Source organism: Paraburkholderia sediminicola (genome assembly GCF_046027355.1).
In the GTDB taxonomy this organism is placed as follows: Bacteria; Pseudomonadota; Gammaproteobacteria; order Burkholderiales; family Burkholderiaceae; genus Paraburkholderia; species Paraburkholderia sediminicola_B.
The window spans coordinates 98,090-119,663 of record NZ_JAQQEK010000025.1 but is presented as its reverse complement, the minus strand read 5'-3'; the positions used below and the strand labels follow the sequence as shown (position 1 = coordinate 119,663).

The window sequence follows — 21,574 nt, the reverse complement described above, 5'->3', positions numbered from 1 at the left end:
CTGATGGTGTGATCGCTCTCCGGGCTGCCTTCGTTAATATATGGCTTGGGATTAGCAGGCTGAGTCGTTACGGGCGGTACAGCAGGTGCGTGCACTGGCGGCGCATTAGCTGGCAATTTGACCGTTCCCTGCGTGCTGCGGATGAAATCGCCGCCATGATTGTATGGCGCACAAAGTAGGAAATCCTGAATATCGTTTTTGCCTGAGTACGTAGCTGCGTATTCCACGCAAACCGAACAGCCGTTCCGCGGCAAACCGAGCAAGCATTCCACGCGAAACCGATCGGGCATTCCACAGCAAAGCGAGCGCGGTGGACATGGCGACGCGGGGTGAGCTTTTTTACTCCTTGTCGCCGTCGGTGGTCAAACCATTTCGGCGCTCGCGCATTGATTCGCCCGAGAGCGTGAAGCGATGCGCGTTGTGAACCAGCCGGTCGAGAATCGCATCAGCGAGTGTCGGATCTCCGATGGCAGGATGCCAGCTGTCGACTAGAATCTGACTGGTGACGATCACCGAACGCCGGCCGTGCCGGTCGTCGAGCACGTCCAGCAGATCGCGCCGCGCCGCATCCGACAGCGGTGCCATGGCCAGATCATCCATGACGAGGATGTCGGTCTTGGCCCACTGTGCGAGCAGCTTCGCGTAGCACCCGCTACCGTGCGCGATGGCCATCTCCTCGTTGAACTTCGGCATGCGCAGATAGCGGGCCGAGAAGCCCTGACGACACGCCTGATTCACCAGCGCGCATGCAAGCCAGCTTTTACCGGGCCCGATTGGCTGCACCAGAATCACGTTCTGGTGCGCCCGTATCCATTCGCCGGCGAGCACCCGGGCGAGCAGCGCCCGACCCAGTCTGCGGGGCTCGCGGTAGTTGATGTCTTCGGGTACCGCGTCAGGGAAACGCAGCTTCGCGCGGCGCAGTCGCGCCGTGAGCAGGCGCGACTGGCGTTCGCTTGCTTCCCGTTCGACGAGCAGCCCCAGGCGCTCCTCGAAGCTAAGCTGGTCGATGCTGCTCTGGGATTGATGGTCGGCCAGCGCTGTGGCCATGCCGAACAGCCGCAGTTCGTGCAGCCGCTCGACGGTCGGGTGATGCAGCATGTCTGATCTCCTTCAGTGGTAGTAGGACGGCCCACGCACGTTGGCGTGCGTGAGCGGCAGTTCGGTCTGGATAGCGGCCGCGTCGGCCTTGCTCTCCAGGCCATTCTTCAGCGTCGAGGCGATGAACCGGTAGTTGGGCGCTTTCAGAGGCACGCTGGCAGGCGGCTTTACGCTCGGGAAGTGGACGTTGGGCGGCGTCGCATCACTCTTTTCGAACAATCTAGCGGATCCGGGCGGCGAACGATGTGGGGCGTCACGGCGCGCGTTGCGCGCGGCGGGCTACACCGGGCAGATGAAGGACTTGCCCCGCGACACGCCGAAGGCGATCGCAAAGACGCTGTACTGGGATCCGCTTCGGCTTGACGAGCTCGACGCGCGCGTGGCGTTCCAGATCTTCGATGCGAACTAGAACGGCGGCCATCCGGTGATCTGGATGCAGGGTGTAGCCGGCGCGAAGGTCGACGGGCTGTTCGGTCCTGCGACGATCGCCGCGCTGCGGGCCGTTGACCCGTTCCGTTTCATCCTGCGTTGGAACGCGCTGCGACTGCGCTATTTCACCTCGCTCAAGACGTTCAGCACCTTCGGCAAGGGCTGGGCAACCCGCATCGCCAACAATCTCGCCAAAGGAGCTGCATGATGCCGCTAATCCCTGTTGCAATGGCGCTCGCACAATTCGCGCCGATGATCGCCGGCTGGCTCGGCGGTCCGAAGGCCGAGAACGTCGCCGGCAAGTAGTCGGCATTGCGCAGGCCGTTACAGGGCAGTCGGCGCCGGATGCGGCTCTCGCCGCGATTCAGGCTGATCCGAACCTGTCGATGCAGTTCCAGAAGGCGGTGCTCGAGCCGCAGGCGCAGCTCGCTGCCGACGTTGACAAGGCTCAGCTTGCCGCCGATCAGGCGAACACTGCGGTGGTCAATCAGACGATGCAGGTCGAGGCGAAGGCGGACGACTGGCCGACGTATGCATGGCGGCCGTTCGTTGGATTCTGTTCGGCTTCGCTTGGATAGGGGCGTATTTCGTCATCCCGATCCTGCGCGGCTGGTGGCCGAACATCGTTCAGCCGAGCATCCCGCCAGAGGCATGGGTTGCGATCGGTGGCGTCCTCGGTGTGGCGAGCTTCTCCGGCGCAAGATGCAAAGTGATCCACGCGTGCCCAGCGATAACCGGGGATAGCCTTCAGTCACCGAGCTCGCCGTGGGACTCAATGCCGACGTCACCTTCGTTGCCTGTCTCAGCGAGCCGTTTTACGTCCGAAGCGAGCACCGCCGCGCTCAGGTCGCGGATCATCTGGCGTGCCTGCTCCGGCGCCAGCCGGAAGCCGTGTTCGCCAGCGGCGATAGAACCGTCCGATACCCCTTCGGCGGACAGGCGCATTGCGACATGCTCGCTCGTCGAGTCAATCTGCCAGTCGTGGACCGGTACGGGCGAAGCAGCGTGGGCGTCTTCCGCCACCGGTGTGAGGTTCGTTGCGTCTGACATGTTTGTCCGGGAGCGATGACGGCGGCTATCCGGCGCCCTCGGCGCTCCGGGCCAGGTCGGTAGTGCGCTGCAGTTCGAGTTCCAGCAGCGCCAGATTCAGTCCGGAAATCAGCTCCTGAGCCTGGTCTGGCGTCAGCTGAACTTCGTGCAGGCTGACGTCGTTCATGAGAGAACCTGAAAGCGCCCGGCCGGAAAGATGAATGGAGGCCTGCTCGCTCGTTGATTCGGCGTGAACCTTCCAGCGCCCTACGGGGATAAGTAATGGCGGCATCATGCGTTCTCCGGCATGCCGGGGACTGGTGCCTGTAGCGTCTGATTCATATTCGTTCGAGCGCCTCCTCAATGCGATGGAAGATGGCCCGCTGCTGCGGGTCGTCCAGGGACAGACTCCCTTGAATGGCTTTCAAGGTGTCGATGAGAACCCAGTTCGTCTTCCATAGCGCCAGCATGCGCGCCTCGTAGTCAAGCAACTGGCTCCGGTTGAAGCTTTGCATATCGCGCATGAGGTGGAATGGGTAAAGACGATAGTGGTTGTTGCGGAGAACTTTGCCTGGTTATCCAAGAATCTCAAAAAGGAAAAACCCCCGCCGCCTTGTGAGCAGTAGGGGCCTCTTAAGGCTTTCGCTGCCCTCAGGCCGAAGCCTGAGGGCGTCTCCCATAAGGAGACTTAAGACAGCGTAATGTTGTGCGTAGCACCGCTAGCAGTGACGCTAGCCACCGAGCTGACACCGACCAGCTCCACCACGTTCGTGGTCGCACCATGGTGCTCGACCACGTACGTGTTGCCGCCCAATACGAACGCTGCAGCCTGACCATCAGTGGATTCCAGTGCGCTCACAGCCGCGATTGCATTCGCAGCCGTCAAGCCCGTTGCAGCGGAACCGCCAAACGTCACTACGCCACCCGTCACCGATGCCGTCAGGTTGGCAATACCGGTCTGGAGAGCCGTGAACGAACCGTTACCGACCACGGTCGTGTTGTCAGCCGTGAAGCTGATGATGTCCGTCGCCTTAGCGAAGTTGGACACCAGGTCCATCGCCGATGCAGTCGAATCTCCGGTAGCGTAGTTCAGCGTCTGAGCCGTAGCGTGGCCAGCCAACAATGTCACGGTGTCAGCGCCCGCACCGGCCGTGATAGTCTCAGCAACAGCACCACCCTTAATCGTGTCAGCACCAGCACCGGTTGTAACGCTTACAGCACCCGAAACCGTGACGCCCGACAGGTCAATCATCTTGCTAGCCGTACCGACGCTATCCGAAATCGTGATGGCTGCGGCATTGCCCACACCGCTGCTCACGACAGTGATATTGTCCGCGCCTGACGAACCGGTAATAGCAAGCGAACCGGTGTGAGCAGCGCCTGCAGTAACCGTAGCCGACAGCTTGAGCGAGTTACCGCTCGACAGGCCGCTAGCATCAATGCTGGATGCTGCCGCATCGGTAAGAGCCGACGCGGTGATATCCAGCACGCCGCCGTTTGCTGCTGCCAGCGCATTTGCGTAGCCGCCGACGACATGCGTAACCTGCGTCGCGCTGCTATACACGACCTTCTCAACACCCGTTACGTTCTTGAACAGGTTGTCGTTAATCGTCAGCGTCGCGTCCGTAAGGTTCAAAGTGTCGGTACCAGCGCCACCGTTAATCGACGTTGCAGCGAGCAAGTCGGCATAAGTACCCTTGATAACGTCGTTGCCTGCGCCAGCATTGATGGTCTGCGAGCCAGCAGTGCCCATAGCGCCGACATTGATGACGTCGGCTGCAGCGGAGCCGTTCACAACGAGGGCACCCGTTTGTCCGCCCGTCGTGATAACAGCGCCTGCCGTGTCAGCAGACACGTCAATCAACGTAACCTTCGATGCGCCGGAAGCCGACGCGTCGATGTTGATAGCGTAGCTGCCCGTCGCGACAACCGACTTGACGGACGGGGTCGCCGACGCCGCGAACGAAACCGAGTCGATAGTGCCGAGCGCGGTGCCTGACGAGTAAATCGACTGAAGACCGCTGTTAGCAGCCACATTCAACGTTTCGAAGCCGTCAACCGTCAGGGCCGTAGCGTTGATAACCGTCGCAGCGTTTGCCGGCAGTGCATTTTGCAAGGTCAGGCCGAGAACGTCGGACGTACCGCTCGAATCTTTCAACGCGAACGTTGCGGTCGCGTCGCTTTGCAGGACCTGGACGTTGGCAGCTTGGCCAGCAGTCATTTTGGAGAAACCAGCGCCGCTAGCGTTTGCCTGCAGCGTGGTGATGCCAGCAACGACAGACGCATCCTGAGTACCTGCAACAGCGTTTTGCAGCACTTCGAAGTTGACGAAGTCAGCGCCGGTCGCGCTGGTCAATGCTGCAGTAGACACGATCAACGTGTCTGTACCAGCACCGCCATCAATAGCGCCAGCAGCAACGGTGTTGGTGAATGCGCCGGTAACGGTAATGGTATCGGCACCTGCACCGCCCTTCAGGGTGAAGCCAGTAGGCGCTGCAGTATTCAGCGTTGCCGTGATGCCGCCCACCGTCAGGCCAGAAGCATCGACCGACTTGATGGTGTTTTCCAGTGCAGCGGTGCCCAGCTTGACCGACGATGCGGCGCCCGAAACCGCTACCGTAGCGCCGGAGGCAAAGTTGCTTGCGCCTGTACCCAGGTCGAGGTTCGAAGCTGCATTGATAGTCAATGCAGTCACGCCCGCCGCGCCCGTGCCCTTAAGGTCAAGGCTCTTAATCGCATTGGCTGCGCCGGTGCTATTAATCACCAGGCTCGTTTCGTTTGCCGTACCAGCGCTTTCATTCAGAACGACAGCGCTGTTCGTGCCGACAACACCATTCGCGAGGTTCAGGGTTGCAGTACCCTTCGAGCCAGCGGCCGCTGCGTAGCCGAAGTTGAGCGTGCCGTTGGCAACCGTACCATTACCGATAATGCCGGCGCTAGCGCCCGAACCCAGGTTGGTAACGACGAGGTCACCCGTACCTTGGTTCGAGTTGACGGCCGTCAAACCAGTGACTTTCGATGCGTCGAGATTCGATGCCGTGGTCGTCGCAGCAGTGTTGCGGATGTTAACCGTCTGAATACCGGAGATTTGAGCACCTGCGGTAGCGTCAGCCGTCGCGGCGGTGTTCGTAACGTTCAACACGTTACCCTTGCCGCTACCCTGGATGACGTCAGCCGACGTCAGCGTGTCGGTATTAGCGTTGGCGCCTGCGGCGGAGAAGCCGTTGATAGCGATATTGCCCGCCGGCGCAAGGGTATCCGCACCCGTAGTGAGCGTGAATGTCTGCGCGACCGTGCCCGTACCGATGTTCGCGATCGTCGTCGACAGAGCTGCGGTTGCCGTAGCTTGCGAAGTCGAGTCGACAACCGATGCGACTGCTGCGCGAGCGTTGCTCACTGCTGCGTTGCCCGAGTAAGCGACTTGACCAGCAACCGACTGGCTCAGCGCTGCGGTGAACGAATCAGCGTAGCCCAGCTTTGCAGTCAGTTCAGTTGCGTCCGTACCGGTTGCGCCGTTGTAGATGTTCAGAGCGACTGAAGCGAGCGTGAATTGACCGCTGACGATGCCATTCACGTAGAAGTTCAGGCCGGTCACGTCAGCAGCACGACCGAACAGCGTTTGATAGATTGCGTTGACTTGCGCGGCCGTGCTCGAGCCGCCATAGAGAGCGGTCGACTCAGCCGAGTTACCGAACGCGTTGATGATCGAATTCAGGTTGCCGTTCGCAGCGGTCAGCTGGTTAACCCAGTATTGCTGACCTGCCGGGTCAGCGGGGCGGCCGTAGTAGGCCAGATATGCTTGTTGTACTTGTTCGGCGTAGGACAATGCGGCCATTTGAACATTCCCAAGAAAAGTTTATCTAAATCACACGTGTGACGCGTCGGCAATTCCATGCTGTGGCAGGAGCCGACTTGCCTGCTACTGGCAATAAGTCCCTAGACCACGGCACCGACAACGCATTGCGGATTTTCCATATCCCGCGCATGCAATGTGTGATGTGGCTCACAAACTCGCAAATACCCAATAAAAGTTGCGCACACAACGTATGAAATAGATCAGCGAACGATTCAGGCGAGGAAATGCAGTCTTCCGGATGGGCCGCACGCCTGAAGAGATAGAGTTGGCAGGGGAAACAAGGCGGCAGAAAAACAGGAGCGCTACCAGTCTGATATGAGTAGATCGGTGCGGTGCTAGAGGGCTCTGACGGTCTAACCGCAGATCAAGCCGACGGGGGGTGCTGCTATGGCCGCTTGTATCCGACAAGGGAGGCAACAATAATGCATCGTGTCACGACAAGGTGTGACGGCTATCACATTTTGGGTGTCTTTGAAATTCTCTCCGCGTCAGCGCATTACTCGGGATCGGCGGGCGCCTTAACATTACTTCGGTCGCCGATGAAGAGAAACAATCTGTCGCCTCGTTCCAGATACCAGCAGCCGACGGGCAACGAGGATGGCTAAGAGACAGCAAAGGCGCATTGGTGCCGGCACTTCGCTTCGGATGTGCACGTCGGGAGCATCCGTCGCAGTATTCTTTATGGTCAAGCGGTTGCACGCCAACGGACAGCACAGCGATTTCATGGTGCGGAAATAAAAAAAACCCACGTGTTGTGTACGTGGGCGCAAAACCTCCGTCCTGCCGAGAGTGCAGACAGGCGACCATCACTACGGTCAGCCGCCATTGAGGTAATCCGAGGCCTTCCGGTTGACCGACCGGGGTGAACGCGGGCCAAAAGGCCCGGGTTCAGTGTTCATAGTAATTCAATGACCCTTTATTCTTTGTGATAGATATCACAGATTGAAGAATTTGCTAGAGACGAAGTCGAAAGGCTCTCACCCGCGGCGAAGTTAACTGCCATGCAAAGCTGAAAAAATGCGCCAGTTACATGCGTCCAGAAGACGTTCCGGGAACGCGATGTGGTCGTCGCAAAGCGATTTAAGGGGAAAGCTGGAAGCCGACGAATGCTGCGTGGCGCAAAGAGCGGCCGCTTAATAAATTCACCTGCGCGACTAGTTACCGACGAGGCCGTAGGCGCCGAGGAGAAAGTGGCTAGGCAGTCCGGATGAGTCTTGCTCCCGAGCGTCTGGCCCAGACGTCGGATCTGCCAGAACCTGTGAGCCGGCTTCGAGCCCATGCTCCTCTAGCACCCAACTGGCGTTGGAGTGTTCCAGTGTACCGGTGAGTTCCCGGACCAGATCCACTATCCGCTCGCATTGCAACAGGTAATGTCGCGTGCTCGATGAGCGGACGCTATCACCTGACTGGCCAGCCACGGAGAACGACAGGCGCACATGGCCCGGCACCGAGGCCGGCTCAATGGTCCAGCCGACAATGCAGCATTGCGGACCGCATCGCTTGCGTGTCGCTCTTTCCTTGGTCTTCGAATGAGATGCCATAGGTCTATTTCAATGAGTGTGCGCAGCAGCAAGCTGACCAACCGCTTAGCTGATGCGCAAGAGGTCTCCTAATTTAGAGCAGATGCCGAAGGAAGACTGTGCGGGCACGCACAATTTCAAGTTAAATGGCAGCGGCTGTCGGCTCAGTAATGCGGCAATGCAAGGTTCCTTGCCGAGGAGGGCGCTTGCATCCGACTGGGGGCTGTAGAAGACGTCGCCTGAGCAGATGAGCCGATAGGCGGCCGGGGAGACCACATCGCCGCAGATCCAGTACACCTGCCGGTGGTGAGTGCGCCGACTCAACAGGCGACTGTCATGCGGTGCCGTCGAGGCATGCCGCACCGGCGAGGCGGTGCCAGAATTCAGCCCAACCCGCGGAAAACTGAGCTGGCAGGGTGTCGATGTTTAGTGTATGAGCGGCATTGACCTTGTAACATTCGCAATCTGGGCAGATGGAACGAACCACTGCGCGATTTCATACAGATCCTGTGGCGTCAGTGTCCCTGCCGCACGTTTGAGTTGCAGTTCGGCCAGCAGGTACTGATAGCGCGCGCGCGCCAGATCCCGCTTGGCCTGATAGAGCTGCTGTGTCGCTGTCAGTACGTCCAGGTTCGTGCGCATGCCGGCCTGCACACTTTTTTGCGTAGCCGTAATCTGCAGGGTGGCGGACTCCACTGCACTCTTGAGCGCATCGATGCGTGTCAGGCTGCTGACGCACACGTTGTACTGCTTGCGTACGTCCAGTAACACCTTGTCGGTTTTGTCCTGCAACTCGAGCTCCGCCCGCTCATAGTTAGCCTGAGCCTGTTGCGACGAGGCCTGCACAAGGCCGCCTGAATACAGCGGTATCGTCACTTCCACGCCGATCGCCTTGGTCAGATAGCGCTGGCCGATGGTCTCCACTGTATTGGACTGGTTCTTGCCGATACTGGCGACCAGATCGACGCGCGGATAAAAGCCCGCCCTTACAATTTTCACCTGTTGCCGCGCGGCCTCCAGAGAGTGCCGTCCGGCGATCAGCTGGGCGTTATTCGCAAGAGCAATATCCCGCCATTCGTCGAAGCTAACGGGCGACGGCAGCGTCGGCCGATAGTTATCCTTCAGCCGGTCAAGACCGGCGATGTCGAGCGAAGCCGGCAGGCCGGTCATTGCTTCGAGTGTATGCGCTGCATTGTCGACAGCGTCGCGCGCGTCGGCTACGTCTGCCTGTGCGAGTTCTGACTTCGACTTCGTCTCCAGGATGTCCGTGCGCGTGCCTTCGCCGTTCCGGAACATCGCCTGGTTGCCGGCGAACTGTTCGTCAAACGCCTTTTTCTGGGCCGTTGCGAGTGATAGCTGCTCCTGTGCAAAGACGGTATCCGTATAGGCGCCCAGCACGCGTACGAGCAGTTCCTGCTTGCGGTCATCGAAGGTCGCATCGCCAGCGAGAGCTGTTGCTTTGCCGTAACGGTAACGCGCTACGCCTTCGAAGTTGATCAGGGATTGCCGCAGTGAAACACCCTCGGAATACGCCCCATAGACCTGGTGGACCGAAACGTCGCCCTGTGGCTGTCCAAAATACGTCGTACCGGTCACATCGCGGTACCTGGAGTAGTTCGCCGACACGTTCGGTAGCAGATATGAGCGGCCAATCGCAACGTTGGCATCATCGGCCTCTTTCTGCTTTGCCGCTGCTGCGAACACCGGATCGTGACCTAGCGCAGCGTCATAGACCTCTGCCAGACCGAGCGCGTGCGCCGTGCACGGTGCGATCAGCGCTGCACTGAACGATATTGCAAGCGCGATAGCATGCAGTTGGGGCACCGTACGGATAATCCGGCGTGAACAGGTGGAGATCGACCTGCGTCCCCTCATGGTTATAAGCACACGTTGCACGTCAGTCCTCCGTCAACGCGGTGTGCGAGCGATCGATGAGCGGCTTGAGCAGATAGCTGAGCATGGAGCGCTGGCCGGCATTGACGAACATCTCAACAGGCATCCCGGGCCTCACGTTCAGATTCCGCAGCAGTTTCATGCCCTGCGGCGTAACCTTCGCGCGAACCCGGTAGTACGGTGCGCCCGTATGGTCATCCACCAGACGGTCTGCCGATACAAAGGTGAGGACGCCCGGTATCTTCGGCGTACTGTTCTGGTTGAAGGCGGTAAACATCATGTCGACCGGCAGACCCTTGTGAACCTTGTCGATCAGGTTGACCTGCAACTGGCCTTCCACTTCGAGCGGCTCGCCGCTGGGCACCACCTCCATCAGCTTCGCGCCTGCTGCGACCGTGCCGCCGTTGGTGAACACGTTCACGCCCACGACCGTTCCGTCGACCGGGGAACGGACCTCGGTGTTGGTGAGTTCGAACTCGCTTTCAGCGAGACGGCTTTTCAGGGCCTCGGTGTCGCGCTGCACCTCGCTGAGCTGGGTGCGGACATCTCTCATGTAGTCTTCCTGCATCTGCGCGATGTGCAGGCGTGCTTCGGCCATCTGGCTTGCCAGCTGTCCAGTGGTGCCGGCCTGTCTGGAGATGTCGCTATTGAGTGCAGCCTCCTGGCGTTCAAGGTCCTGAAGCTTGCTGCGCGGCACATACCCCTCGCTCGTGAGCTGCCGCACACCGGCCAGCTGGTCCTGCAGCGTCTTGCGTTCTGCCAGTTGCTGTACCTGGGAGTCGCTCTGGCCTGCCAGCTGGGCGCGATAGCCCGCAATGTTTTCCACCAGCGCGCCGACAGACGCTTGCAGTGCCAGCCGGCGTGTGATCAGCAGTTGCCGTTGCAGCCTGACGTCATCTTCGGCCTCTTCGTCATGCGCTGCGACACGATCCATCAGCTCGGGCGGAAACGATATTTCTTTCGCGTTCGTCGCTTCCGCGACGAGGCGTGCCTTCGTTGCGAGCTCTGTCAGGTATTGCGAACGGACGGTGGCGGCCTGGGACCTCGTCTGAACGTCGTTCATCCTGACGAGCACCTGGCCTGCCTTCACTTCATCACCGTCCTGCACGAGAATCTCGCGGATGATGCCGCCCGTCGGATGCTGGATTGTCTTGCGGTTGCCGGTCACGACCACCGTACCCTGAACCGCAGTTCCCTTGCTGAGGGGAGCGAAGGACGCCCATAGCAGCGAACCTACGATGCCCACCAGGACGACTGTCCAGCCGAGTTTCACGTATCGCGATTCGTCGACATCAACCACCGGCGGCAATGCAGTGCCGAGCACCTCGACGGCGGGCACCGCCGCCTTCTTGCTTTGAAAATTGAACATGGAAACCCTGCAGATCAGACGGTTGCCTCCGCCGTGTCAGCGGCGGACGGCTGGTGATGTTCGGGCTGGGTCGGTCCCGCGGCGGCAGGTTGTGCAGCTGCCGTCTGGGCAGCAGCCGTGTGTGCCGGAGCGTTCTGCAACGCGGCCAGCACGTGTGCAGTCGGGCCGTACATCCTGAGCTGACCCTCCACCAGGAGCAGCAGCTTGGTGGTCGCCGCAATGATGCTCGTGCGATGGGTGATCAGGACAACTGTCTTGCCCGCGGCCTGCAGACGCTCGATCGCCTGCTTCAGTGCTGCCTCGCCCGTCTCGTCCAGATTCGAGTTCGGCTCATCGAGTACGATAAAAGACGGGTCGCCGTATAACGCGCGGGCCAGTCCGATACGCTGTTTCTGGCCGCCGGACAGTCCGGCTCCCCGGTCACCCACCAGCGTGTCATAGCCCTGTGGCAAACGCAGGATCATCTCGTGAACGGCCGCGAGCTTTGCCGCTTCGATGACCTTGTCAGATTCAATCTGGCCAAAGCGCGCAATGTTTTCGGCGATTGAGCCGCCAAACAGTTCGATGTCCTGCGGCAGGTAACCGATGTGCGGGCCCAGCTGGTCCTTGTCCCACTGGTAGATGTCGGCTCCGTCAAGTCGCACCGTTCCGACAGCTGCGGGCCATACGCCCACCATGAGCCGCGCGAGTGTGGACTTGCCGGAGGCGCTCGGCCCGATTACGCCCACGATGTCGCCCGCGTCGATATTGAACGACAGGCCGTGCACCACAGGCAGACGTGAGCCCGGTGCCGCGGCGCTCACTGCCTCGAGCGTCAGACGACCTGCCGGGGGCGGCAGACTCATGCCGATACGGCGCACCGGGTTGTTCTCAAGCAGCTCGACGAGGCGGTCATATGCACTTCTCGCGCCACTCCACTGACGCCAGACGGAGATCACCATTTCCAGCGGGCCCAGGACCTTGCCCATCAGGATCGAGCCGGCGATCATCATGCCCGGGGACACCTTGCCTTCAATCGCGAGCAGGGCGCCCAGTCCTAGAATCAGCGACTGCAGCGACAGCCGGACAAATTTGGTGACATTGCCGACCATCGCGGCTTTCTCGCTGGCTTCCGCCTGCCGGGCCAGAAACCCGGCGTTCAGTATCGACCAGCGCGACATCAGGTTGGGCAGCATGCCCATGGCTTCGATGACTTCGGCGTTTCGCAGGTTCGCGGTCGCGAGCGAACTCGAGCGGATCGACAGCGCGGTTGCTTCGGCCAGCGGACGGCGCGAGACCCGTTCGTTGGCAATAGCGAGCGCGATGAGAATGACGGATCCCACCAGCGAAAACACGCCGAGCCAGACGTTGAACAGGAAAATGACTGCCAGGTAGATGGGAAACCACGGCGCGTCAAAGAACGCGAACAGTGCGTTGCCCGTCACGAACTGCCGGATCGTGGTCAGATCGTTGAGCGACTGGCCTGCATTGACGCCCTGCTGCTTGAGGTTCGTCTCAAACGCCGCCGTGTACACGCGGCTGTTCAGATGCATGTCGAGCTTGCCGCCCACCCGTATCACGATGAAACTGCGTACGTACTCAAGCACGCTCGAGAACGCATACATGCCCAGCATCATCAGCGTGAGCATCGCGAGTGTGACGCCATTGCGGCTGGGCAGAACACGGTCGTAGACCTGCAGCATGTAGAGCGACGGCACGAGCATCAGCACGTTGATGAGCATGCTGAAGGTCCCCACCGTGCGGAACACACGACGGTAACCCAGCAGCGCCTGAATGATTTCGTTCGACGGTACCCGGACTTTCTTGGTCATTTGCTGTTGCCGCGCTGGCTGATCGCGACACCTCCCGACTGGTCTGCAATTCTGATCTGTTAGCTATTCGACACCGCAGCGTCGGCCCCTTGCGAAGGCGCTCATTCTGATCCATCGAGCCCGGCAAAAATGTGACGGCTGTCACATCAATTCAGGAAAACAAGCCCGATACTTGCGCTGCTTCCAGAATCCCCTCTTTGCAGGCAGCAGATGCTCCAAAATCATAATTCTGACGCGCAGCTCAATATCGCAATGGGAGGGCGTGCCTTGCTTACGCCTCTAACCGGTATTGGGCAATACGCGTCCCATCTCGCCCGCGAATTTGTTCAACGGGGCCATCAGGTGCGGTTTTTCTATGGAACGCACTGGTCTACATCGCGTGAGAAGGGTGCCGTTACATCCTCCGCCGGGGGGGCAGGGGCAAGGTCATGGCGTACGGTGGCCGCGGGGAGCGCCAAGCGCTTTGCGCGCCGGTTCGTTCCCGGCATCTACCGTTTCATGCCGCATGTCGAACAGTACCGCTTTGATTCAGGAATAAGGCGGCAGCGTGTCCCGCAGGTCTATCACGATCCGAACTTCATTCCGTTCCGGTTTCGCGGCCCCACGGTTATTACTGCACATGACGTATCCTGGGTACGCTATCCCGAGTACCATCCGGCACATCGCCTCGCGCTCTTGCGTGCCAACTTTCCGCGCGCTCTCGAGCAGTCCGACAGAATTATCGTGGTATCGGATTTTGTGCGCGATGAACTACAGGCCTGTTTTCCAGTCCCCCGCGATAAAATCAGGGTCGTGCATAACGGTGTCTCGACGCGCTTCCGGCCGCATTCTTCCGATGCGACCTCCGACGTGATGGCACGGTACGGCCTCGTGCATGGCCACTACTTCGCTGCAGTGGGCACGCTCGAGCCGCGCAAGAACCTTCATACTGCGCTCGCAGCACATGCGCGCCTGCCAGTCTCGGTGCGTTGCAAATTCCCGCTGACTCTCATTGGCGTGGAGGGATGGCTGACTGACTCCCTTCACCTCGCGCTGGAGCATGGCCTGCGCGAGGGTTCTGTACGCAGGCTGGGCTATGTATCCGACGATGACATCCCGGTCCTGACTGCGGGCGCACTTGCGATGGTATATCCGTCGGTCTATGAGGGTTTTGGACTACCGGTGGTAGAAGCAATGGCATCCGGCGTCCCGGTGCTGTGTTCGACGGCCCGCGCTTTGCAGGAAGTGGCGGGCGATGCAGCTATCATGCGCGACGCAGCCGATGTCGAGGGCTTTACTGAAGCCATGCAGGCTCTCATCGACGACAGCGCGTTGCGCGAACGGCTGATCTCGGCTGGAAGCGCCCGTGCGCGCAGCTTCAGCTGGCAGCGTACTGCCGACGAAACCCTCGCCGTCTATCGCCAGATCGTCGCCTGAGAACTTCAGACGGGACAGGCGTATGCCCACTTTCAATCTGTTCATGCATACATTAAGAACCAATCTTGCGCATGTGCTGCTCCTCTCGCGCCAGGATCTCATTGACCGGCACCGCGAAAACGCGCTCGGCGCCGCGTGGCTGCTGATACAGCCTTTGACGTTTGTCGTGCTGTTCAGTACCGTGTTTTCCCGCTTCATGCGCACACGGATTGGCGCGGACGCGGATCCCTATCTGTATACGGTTTATCTGATTGGCGGGCTTCTCACATGGAATCTCTTCGCTAACCTGCTGAACCGGCTGACGCCTGTTTACGGCTCAAAGGCGCACCTGATCCGTAAAATCAGCGTCGACCTATGGGTCATGCCGCTTCATATCGTGCTCGCCGAGTGGGCTGTCTACGGCATCACCATGGGTTTTTTCGCCGTCTTCCTGATGATTATCGGTCACCCGATCGGTGTGCAATGGCTGGCACTGCCCGTCATCGCGCTGTTGCTAAGCGCGTTCGCGTACGGGGTTGGCATCATCCTCGGTACCCTCGACGTTTTTATTCCTGACATCAAGAACGTCCTTAACATACTCCTGCAGTTCGGGTTCTGGCTGACACCGGTGGTCTATCTCGCCTCGATCCTGCCGCCTTGGGCCGCAAAGGCGATGCACCTGAGCCCGATCTTCTGGGCCATCGATGCCGTGCACGGCATCATCGTGTGGCATCAGTATCCGCCAGCAAAGGAGCTAATCGGACTCGCTCTGGCCGCGTGCATCAGTCTGCTCGCGAGCCGCCTGCTGCTGGACCGGCTGCAATCGGATTTGAGGGATACGCTGTGACAGGTCGTGTGCAGAGAGGTTCGCCGGTGCTGGAGGTCCAACGGCTATCGAAGCGCTTCAAGATCTACAACCGGACCGCTGACCGCCTTCTAGAAGGCCTTTTCGGAAAGGCGCGGCATCGCGTGCATGTTGCACTTGATGACATTTCGTTTTCGCTCGGTCAGGGCGAGGCGATTGGCGTGCTGGGACAAAACGGTGCGGGCAAGTCCACGCTACTCAAACTGGTGAGCGGTGTGCTGATGCCCGATGCTGGAACGATCGAACGCCGTGGACGCATCGCCGGCCTGCTGGAGCTGGGCACCGGTTTCGACGGCAGTCTGTCGGGTCGCGAAAACATTGCCGTGAACGCAAGACTGATTGGCATGACCAGCGCGGAGATAGAGGAACGATTCGACGCGATCGTTGCTTTTTCCGAGCTGGCCGGCTTCATTGACGCGCCGTTGCGGACCTATTCGTCCGGAATGATCATGCGGCTCGGGTTTGCAGTGGCCATTCACGCGGACCCCGTCTGCTTTATTGTCGACGAGGCACTGGCAGTGGGCGATGCACGCTTCCAGCAGAAATGTCTGAAGCGCATCCGCGAGTTCCGCGATAAGGGTGGCTCAATCCTATACGTGTCTCACGACATCAATTCGGTAAAGCTGCTCTGCGACCGGGCGATTCTGCTCTCGGAGGGCACCATCGCGTACGACGGGTTGCCTGACGAGGCCGCGCAGATCTACTACAGACTGATTGCCGGCATCGATGACGACGCGCCGCAGAAGGAGGAGTCCACGCCCGATTCGTACGGCGCGTTGCGCACGCGCATCCGGAGCGTGGTGCTGTCAAACCGGCTTGGTCCCGCAATGCGCTTTGCATCGGGCGAAGAGATCACTATTGGACTCGAATGCGAGTCAAAACAGACTGCCGCGCTATCCGTCGGGATTCTCATTCGCGACCGCTTTGGTCAGGACGTCTTCGGCACCAATACCGCCCTGCTGCGCGAGGCGGCACACTTTTCGGCTGGCGACCGTGTAAATTGCCACTTCTCGCTGCCGTTGAATTTCGCCCCTGGCAAATATACGGTGACCGTCGCACTGCATTCCGACGATACCCATATTCATGACTGCCAGCACTGGTGGGATGCCGCCGCGGCGTTCGAGATTGCCGGCTTCAGCAACGTGCCCTTTTCCGGACTGTGCTATGTGCCAGTCCGTTTTGAGCAATCCCCGGTACGGGACTTCGTAGAACCCACGTTACAAGAACCATGACCAACGCGGTACTCCAAGATCTGATTGCGCGTGTCAAGGCCGAGGCGGCCGCGCATGCCTCCACTGATGACACAGGCACCACGCTCGCCCCGGATCGTCCGGTCACCGCCTCCGAGCCGGTTCCCGGTGCCGCCGACCTTGCAGGGCGGAATACCATCGAACACCTGCTCGTTGCTGACAACGCGGAGTTTGTGGACGGCGCGTATCGGCTCCTGCTAGCGCGTGAAGCTGATGCAACAGGTCGCACCAATTATGTGGAGCAGCTTGCGCGCGGAATTAGCCGGCTCGTCGTGCTGGCGAGGCTGCGCATGTGTCCGGAGGGGCGCCGCGTTGCAGTGCCGGTGTTGGGGTTAAGTGCCGTCATTGCCGTCGCGGCAGCAGACTGGCTGATGCGACGCGTGGGCCTGGGAGGGCTGGCCCGGCGTGCCGGGCGATATGCTGATGGATTCTATGCGCGCTATGTGCTGAGGCGTTCACTGCCCGCATGGCGGGCCCGCTTTGAAAACACCGTCGGGGTCGTGCTGCGACACGGCCGGCAGGTCGAACAGCTATCGCGGCGCTTGCTCGATTTGCGCGAGGAGCTCATACCGAGGCCCGCAGTGTCGCCAGAAACCATCGACGCCTATTACCTTGCGTTCGAGGATGCCAATCGTGGCACCCGCGAAAGTGTGCTTGCAAAACTCGCCATCTATCAAGACTGGCTTGCGACGGGCGTGCCACGAGCAGATGGCCTGACGCATGAGATCGTGGATATCGGCTGTGGTCGCGGTGAATGGCTGACCTATGTCAGGCAGAACGGCCGCGACGCGATTGGCATTGATGCCAACCGCGTGATGGTCGATGCCTGCTTCGCACAGGGACTGAACGTGCGGTGCACGGACGCACTTACCTTTCTGCGCAGCCTGCCCACAGGCTCGGTCGCCGCCGTTACCGGCTTTCATATCATCGAGCATCTGCCGTTTGACTATCTGTTCGCGCTCGTGCAGGAGAGCTACCGTGTGCTGGTGGAGGGCGGCTCGGTCCTGTTCGAGACACCCAATCCGGAAAACGTGCTGGTAGGCAGCCACACCTTCTATCACGACTTCACGCACCGCAACCCTATCACACCAAGCGCGATCTCGTTCCTGCTGACGTATCACCGCTTTGAGGCGATTGACGTCATTCGAAGCAGCCCTTACCCGGAAGAGGCGAAGGTGCCGGGCAACGATCCCCTTACCGAGCGCGTCAACGGGCATTTGTGCGGTCCGCAGGACTTCGCAGTACTGGGACGCAAGAGAGCAGCAGAAGGGGGCGAAGCGTGAAGATTCTCGTGACGGCCAACCTTGTGCCGTTCATGCACGGGGGCGCTTCCTACCACATCGCCGGTGTGGTGCGAGCGTTACAGCAGGCAGGACATGATGTCGAGCTGTTACGCCTGCCGTTTCGGTTCTCGCCCGAACAGGACATTGTGCGGGCCATGGAACACGCAGCGTCACTTGATTTCGTGCGCCCCAACGGCGTGACGATCGATCAGGTCATCAGCTTGCAGTTCCCAAGCTATGGGGTCGTCCATCCCGATCACCGGGTATGGGTGATGCACCAGCACCGCGCTGTCTACGAACTGTACGACGCCGCGGAGGCCTCCGCGGAACTTACCCGGCTGCGCGGACAGGTGACCGCGTTCGACAATGCGGCACTCTCACGTGCGAATCGCGTGTTCGCCAATTCCCGGCGCGTCGCTGCACGGCTGTCCGATTTCAACCGGATTACCGCGACGCCGCTCTATCATCCGCCGGCGCAGGCTGAGTCATTCCGGCGCGAAGCCGCTCTGCCCTACGTGTTCTTTCCCAGCCGTCTAGAAACTCTCAAGCGTCAGTCGCTACTGATCGAAGCGGCGCAGCGCATGCGCTCGTCGCTGAAGATCGTGCTTGCTGGCGACGGTGGCCAGCGCGAAGCGCTTGCGGCGCTGATCCAGCGCCACGGTGTCGGCGATCGCGTAGCGCTGATCGGCCATGTGACTGAAGCGGAAAAGCGCGCCTTTTACTCGCGCGCGCTGGCCGTTGCGTTTCCGGCTTTCGACGAAGACTACGGATACATCACGCTGGAAGCGATGCTGTCCTCAAAGCCTGTCATCACGTGCACCGACTCGGGCGGCCCGCTTGAGTTCGTTAGCCATGGTGAAACAGGCTGGGTGGAACGACCAGACGCTGACGCACTGGCCAGACGCCTGGACTGGCTCGCGGAGCATCCACGCGAAGCCGCCGAAGCGGGGCTTCGTGGCCGCGAAGCTTACCGGGCGGCGGATATCTCGTGGCATCACGTCGTCGATGCGCTTACCCAACCTCTTTGACCGGTTTTTCATGAGAATTGCCATTGTTGCGCCGAGCCCGGTGCCGTTTGTGATCGGGGGCGCCGAGAACCTGTGGTGGGGGCTGCTCGAGGCGTTTAACGCGCGTCCGGGGAACCAGGCGGACCTGCTTAAGGTTCCGAGCCCCGAGCGAAGCATGGGCGAGCTGCTGGCCAGCTATCGCCACTTCTCGCAGCTCGACCTTGATCATTTCGACCTGGTCATCAGCACCAAGTATCCGGCATGGGCAATCCGGCACCGCAATCACGTCGTGTATCTTCAGCATACGCTGCGCGGACTCTACGACTGTTACCCGCCTGGCATGCCCACGCACTTCGATCAGGGCGACCTGCTCGCGCTCGGCATTCCGGCGCGGATCGTGAGCGCGCTCGCGAACTACCGCGCAGCCGATCTCGAGTTCAAGGATCTGCTCGATGCACTCGACGCCGCCTGGCAGCGCTCGCCGCAGGCACCGTGCTGGGCCTTTCCCGGGCCCGTGACACGCGCGGCTATCCGTCTGCTTGACGCAGTTGCGATGCGGCCGGACAAGATCGTGCGCTACGCTGCGATTTCCCGGGTTGTCGCGGCGCGCGAGGGCTATTTCCCGCCCGGTGTGAAGGTTGCGGTCCATCACCATCCGACCGGTCTCAAAGGTCTTGCATCCGGACCACAGCAGACTCTTTTCAGCGCAAGCCGTCTTGACCAGGCGAAGCGGATCGATCTGCTCATCAAGGCGTATATGCAGAGCGGGGTCGACGTGCCGTTCCGCATTGCTGGCAGCGGCCCCGATGAAGCACGGCTGCGTGAGGCAGCGGCCGGCCACAGCGGCATACACTTCCTCGGGCGCGTTCCTGACGCCGTGCTGGCGCAGGAGTACGCACGGGCCGTGTGCGTGCCGTTCGTGCCACGTGACGAAGACTACGGCCTGATCACGCTGGAAGCGATGCTTTCGGCAAAACCGGTCCTGACCACAACGGATTCCGGCGGTCCGCTCGAACTGATCGAGCATGAGCGCTCGGGACTGATCGTCGAGCCAGATGTCGCCGCGCTGGCGGGCGCAATGCGACGCATCTGCACTGATTTGCCCCGGGCACTGGAAATGGGCCTGGCGGGCCGTGCGCGCGCGGCCCACCTCGACTGGGGCAGCCTGTGCGATGCATTGCTTGCGGCCGGGCGGCAACCCGTAGCAGCCAACGATTCCGTTAATGCAGCGGGTGCCGTGAGGCAGGCGGCGCCCAGCGTCGTGACCCGGCAGGCAAAGCCCATTCTCGGCGTCATTAATACCTTCCCCATCGCGCCGGTAGTCAGTGGCGGCAAACTCCGCCTGCAGGGGCTTTATTCGCGTGTTGCCGACCAGTTTCAGGTGCAGTTCGTCAATCTGGCGCCCTCACATCTATGCGGCGTGCGCAGGCTTGCCACTGATTTCAGCGAGGAACTGGTGCCAAAGTCCCAAGCGTTCACCGAGGCCGCGCAACTGCTGGAGCACACGCTGGGTGCTTCCGTTGAAGATCTGGCAGCGGCACTGCATCCGGACACCGCACCTCAGTGGCTCGACGCCATTTACGCGCTGGCACGGCGTGCAAACCTGATTGTGTGCTCCCATCCCTATTCCATGCCGGCGTTGCGTAAAGTTTCGTCGCGGGCTTTCGTATATGAGGCGCACAACGTCGAGGCCGATCTCAAGGCAGATATTTACGGCCCGCATCGATGGGCGATCGACCAGGTGTCGGCGCTCGAACGGCGCGCCGTGCGGGAGGCGTCTCTCGTAACCGCCTGCTCGACTCAGGACCGCGAGCGCATGACTAAACTCTATGGCGTAGCAGACGACGCAAAGCTGATTGTCGTGCCCAACGGGATCGATGTCGCCGCGACGCCTTTGCGTGCGGCCGCGCAGACACAGGACCGCCGCTCGGCGCTGCGCGTGGTGCACCCCCTCGCGCTCTTCATGGGTAGCGCTCACGGTCCGAATATCGATGCCGCCCGCCTCGTCGTGGAGGCTGCCGCGGAGCTGCCTTCGGTCCATTTCCTGCTGCTGGGTTCGGTCTGCCACGCCATGGAAGCATGGGAACGGCCCGCGAACGTTGGCCTTCTGGGTGTCGTGAGTGATGCTGAGAAGGCCACCTGGCTTGCGATTTGCGACCTGGGCCTGAACCCGGTCATTTCAGGATCAGGGACCAATCTGAAACTACTCGAATATGCAGCGGTCGGGCTGCCTGTGGTAAGTACGGAGTTTGGTGCTCGCGGCCTGGGTTACTGTGCCGGACAGGACTATGTGTTGGCGGAAGCGCACGCTTTCGCACAAGGCATCAATGCGATGCTGCAGCTGACGCAGGCAGAACGCGATCGCATGATGCGCAACGCGCGACGGCGCGTCGAAACGCACGGAGACTGGGCAGCGATTGCCGCAACCTACTCGCAGGCGCTCACGCAGATTCTCGGATAAGCACTAAGAACAGGGCCAGTCGGGACCGTCGTTACCCGTTCGGTCCAGGGCGCTGCTTCTTACAGCAGATAATGGCTGAGCGGCAGCAGCGCGTCCGACTGGCCGATCACCGTGAGTTCCACGGTGGGTGCGGGACCTGCGGATTGCGCCGGCGCTGCGTGGGTGACCTCGTGCAGCAGGCTGTCGACCGAGTCATACGAGTGATGCAGAGAACCTTGCCATTCCAGGCAGACAGACCGGTCTTCGGCGGCCGCTGGCGTTTGCGAAACACTGATCGAGCTTTTCATGGAATGGATGTGACGGCGGAA

Annotated in this window: 19 protein-coding genes; 9 read left to right on the top strand and 10 right to left on the bottom strand. The window is 60.7% G+C overall.

Annotation, left to right across the window (positions count from 1 at the left end; genetic code table 11):
* Positions 1 to 339: 339 nt before the first annotated feature.
* Together istB and PQR42_RS33130 are read right to left on the bottom strand one after the other, a co-directional pair.
* Complete coding sequence (istB, locus tag PQR42_RS33135; protein ID WP_408494688.1) at positions 340 to 1,098, bottom strand: IS21-like element helper ATPase IstB; 759 nt, start codon at positions 1,096 to 1,098, stop codon at positions 340 to 342.
* Positions 1,099 to 1,110: 12 nt separating this feature from the next.
* Positions 1,111 to 1,251 (bottom strand): hypothetical protein, encoded by a 141-nt coding sequence (locus PQR42_RS33130; RefSeq protein WP_408494686.1) that lies wholly within the window; start codon positions 1,249 to 1,251, stop codon positions 1,111 to 1,113.
* On the opposite strand from PQR42_RS33130, the gene PQR42_RS33125 reads away from it, so the two are divergent.
* The 3 genes from PQR42_RS33125 (at position 1,232) to PQR42_RS33115 (ending at position 2,105) form a co-directional block, all read left to right on the top strand.
* The gene (locus tag PQR42_RS33125; RefSeq protein ID WP_408494684.1) at positions 1,232 to 1,507 is read left to right on the top strand and encodes a glycosyl hydrolase 108 family protein; all 276 of its coding nucleotides are present in this window, start codon (positions 1,232 to 1,234) and stop codon (positions 1,505 to 1,507) included. The two genes, PQR42_RS33130 and PQR42_RS33125, sit on opposite strands and share 20 nt — an antisense overlap.
* Positions 1,508 to 1,522: 15 nt before the next feature.
* The gene (locus PQR42_RS33120; RefSeq protein WP_408494682.1) at positions 1,523 to 1,735 is read left to right on the top strand and encodes a lysozyme family protein; all 213 of its coding nucleotides are present in this window, start codon (positions 1,523 to 1,525) and stop codon (positions 1,733 to 1,735) included.
* 178 nt (positions 1,736 to 1,913) lie between these two features.
* Positions 1,914 to 2,105 carry a hypothetical protein gene (locus PQR42_RS33115; RefSeq protein WP_408494680.1) on the top strand — a complete coding sequence of 64 codons (192 nt, stop codon included), beginning with the start codon at positions 1,914 to 1,916 and terminating at the stop codon, positions 2,103 to 2,105.
* A gap of 169 nt (positions 2,106 to 2,274) precedes the next feature.
* Here the strand turns inward: PQR42_RS33115 and PQR42_RS33110 are convergent, their stop codons facing one another.
* From PQR42_RS33110 to PQR42_RS33080, 7 genes are all read right to left on the bottom strand, one after another.
* Entirely contained in the window at positions 2,275 to 2,577 is a 303-nt protein-coding gene (locus PQR42_RS33110; RefSeq protein ID WP_408494678.1) for a hypothetical protein, read from the bottom strand.
* Between the two features lie 25 nt (positions 2,578 to 2,602).
* On the bottom strand, positions 2,603 to 2,851 hold the full coding sequence (locus PQR42_RS33105) for a hypothetical protein (RefSeq protein ID WP_408494676.1): 249 nt from the start codon (positions 2,849 to 2,851) through the stop codon (positions 2,603 to 2,605).
* Between the two features lie 43 nt (positions 2,852 to 2,894).
* Positions 2,895 to 3,080: a hypothetical protein gene (locus PQR42_RS33100; protein WP_408494674.1), complete on the bottom strand. Its 186-nt coding sequence runs from the start codon at positions 3,078 to 3,080 to the stop codon at positions 2,895 to 2,897.
* A 164-nt stretch (positions 3,081 to 3,244) separates the two neighbouring features.
* Positions 3,245 to 6,391, bottom strand: coding sequence for a DUF4214 domain-containing protein (locus PQR42_RS33095; RefSeq protein ID WP_408494672.1), 3,147 nt, complete (start codon positions 6,389 to 6,391; stop codon positions 3,245 to 3,247).
* Positions 6,392 to 8,358: 1,967 nt separating this feature from the next.
* A complete protein-coding gene (locus PQR42_RS33090; protein ID WP_408494670.1) occupies positions 8,359 to 9,756 on the bottom strand; it encodes a TolC family outer membrane protein in 1,398 nt (465 codons plus the stop codon).
* A gap of 73 nt (positions 9,757 to 9,829) precedes the next feature.
* Positions 9,830 to 11,194 (bottom strand): HlyD family type I secretion periplasmic adaptor subunit, encoded by a 1,365-nt coding sequence (locus PQR42_RS33085; protein WP_408494668.1) that lies wholly within the window; start codon positions 11,192 to 11,194, stop codon positions 9,830 to 9,832.
* A 14-nt stretch (positions 11,195 to 11,208) separates the two neighbouring features.
* Positions 11,209 to 13,005, bottom strand: a complete 1,797-nt coding sequence (locus tag PQR42_RS33080; RefSeq protein ID WP_408494666.1) for a type I secretion system permease/ATPase — start codon at positions 13,003 to 13,005, stop codon at positions 11,209 to 11,211.
* Between the two features lie 210 nt (positions 13,006 to 13,215).
* Here PQR42_RS33080 and PQR42_RS33075 point away from each other — a divergent pair, with 210 nt between their 5' ends.
* The 6 genes from PQR42_RS33075 to PQR42_RS33050 are packed head-to-tail and all read left to right on the top strand — an operon-like array spanning position 13,216 to position 21,266.
* Entirely contained in the window at positions 13,216 to 14,421 is a 1,206-nt protein-coding gene (locus PQR42_RS33075) for a glycosyltransferase family 4 protein (protein ID WP_408494664.1), read from the top strand.
* Positions 14,351 to 15,247: an ABC transporter permease gene (locus PQR42_RS33070; RefSeq protein WP_408494663.1), complete on the top strand. Its 897-nt coding sequence runs from the start codon at positions 14,351 to 14,353 to the stop codon at positions 15,245 to 15,247. The genes PQR42_RS33075 and PQR42_RS33070 overlap by 71 nt, the downstream gene beginning before the upstream one ends.
* Before the next feature lie 26 nt (positions 15,248 to 15,273).
* On the top strand, positions 15,274 to 16,497 hold the full coding sequence (locus PQR42_RS33065) for an ABC transporter ATP-binding protein (protein WP_408494661.1): 1,224 nt from the start codon (positions 15,274 to 15,276) through the stop codon (positions 16,495 to 16,497).
* Positions 16,494 to 17,798, top strand: coding sequence for a methyltransferase domain-containing protein (locus PQR42_RS33060; RefSeq protein ID WP_408494659.1), 1,305 nt, complete (start codon positions 16,494 to 16,496; stop codon positions 17,796 to 17,798). The genes PQR42_RS33065 and PQR42_RS33060 overlap by 4 nt, the downstream gene beginning before the upstream one ends.
* Positions 17,795 to 18,826: a glycosyltransferase family 4 protein gene (locus PQR42_RS33055; RefSeq protein ID WP_408494657.1), complete on the top strand. Its 1,032-nt coding sequence runs from the start codon at positions 17,795 to 17,797 to the stop codon at positions 18,824 to 18,826. Before PQR42_RS33060 ends, PQR42_RS33055 begins: the two co-directional genes overlap by 4 nt.
* Complete coding sequence (locus PQR42_RS33050; protein WP_408494655.1) at positions 18,753 to 21,266, top strand: glycosyltransferase family 4 protein; 2,514 nt, start codon at positions 18,753 to 18,755, stop codon at positions 21,264 to 21,266. The genes PQR42_RS33055 and PQR42_RS33050 overlap by 74 nt, the downstream gene beginning before the upstream one ends.
* A 59-nt stretch (positions 21,267 to 21,325) precedes the next feature.
* Here PQR42_RS33050 and PQR42_RS33045 read toward each other — a convergent pair whose 3' ends face one another.
* Positions 21,326 to 21,553, bottom strand: a complete 228-nt coding sequence (locus tag PQR42_RS33045; RefSeq protein ID WP_408494653.1) for a hypothetical protein — start codon at positions 21,551 to 21,553, stop codon at positions 21,326 to 21,328.
* Between the last annotated feature and the right edge of the window lie 21 nt (positions 21,554 to 21,574).

Bases quoted from the DNA above. Each gene is read 5' to 3' on its own strand.
- PQR42_RS33045 (WP_408494653.1), bottom strand. From the start codon at position 21,553: ATGAAAAGCTCGATCAGTGTTTCGCAAACGCCAGCGGCCGCCGAAGAC.
- PQR42_RS33095 (WP_408494672.1), bottom strand. From the start codon at position 6,391: ATGGCCGCATTGTCCTACGCCGAACAAGTACAACAAGCATATCTGGCC.
- PQR42_RS33075 (WP_408494664.1), top strand. From the start codon at position 13,216: ATGCTCCAAAATCATAATTCTGACGCGCAGCTCAATATCGCAATGGGA.
- PQR42_RS33085 (WP_408494668.1), bottom strand. From the start codon at position 11,194: ATGTTCAATTTTCAAAGCAAGAAGGCGGCGGTGCCCGCCGTCGAGGTG.
- PQR42_RS33080 (WP_408494666.1), bottom strand. From the start codon at position 13,005: ATGACCAAGAAAGTCCGGGTACCGTCGAACGAAATCATTCAGGCGCTG.
- PQR42_RS33100 (WP_408494674.1), bottom strand. From the start codon at position 3,080: ATGCGCGATATGCAAAGCTTCAACCGGAGCCAGTTGCTTGACTACGAG.
- PQR42_RS33105 (WP_408494676.1), bottom strand. From the start codon at position 2,851: ATGATGCCGCCATTACTTATCCCCGTAGGGCGCTGGAAGGTTCACGCC.
- istB (WP_408494688.1), bottom strand. From the start codon at position 1,098: ATGCTGCATCACCCGACCGTCGAGCGGCTGCACGAACTGCGGCTGTTC.
- PQR42_RS33110 (WP_408494678.1), bottom strand. From the start codon at position 2,577: ATGTCAGACGCAACGAACCTCACACCGGTGGCGGAAGACGCCCACGCT.
- PQR42_RS33060 (WP_408494659.1), top strand. From the start codon at position 16,494: ATGACCAACGCGGTACTCCAAGATCTGATTGCGCGTGTCAAGGCCGAG.
- PQR42_RS33115 (WP_408494680.1), top strand. From the start codon at position 1,914: ATGCAGTTCCAGAAGGCGGTGCTCGAGCCGCAGGCGCAGCTCGCTGCC.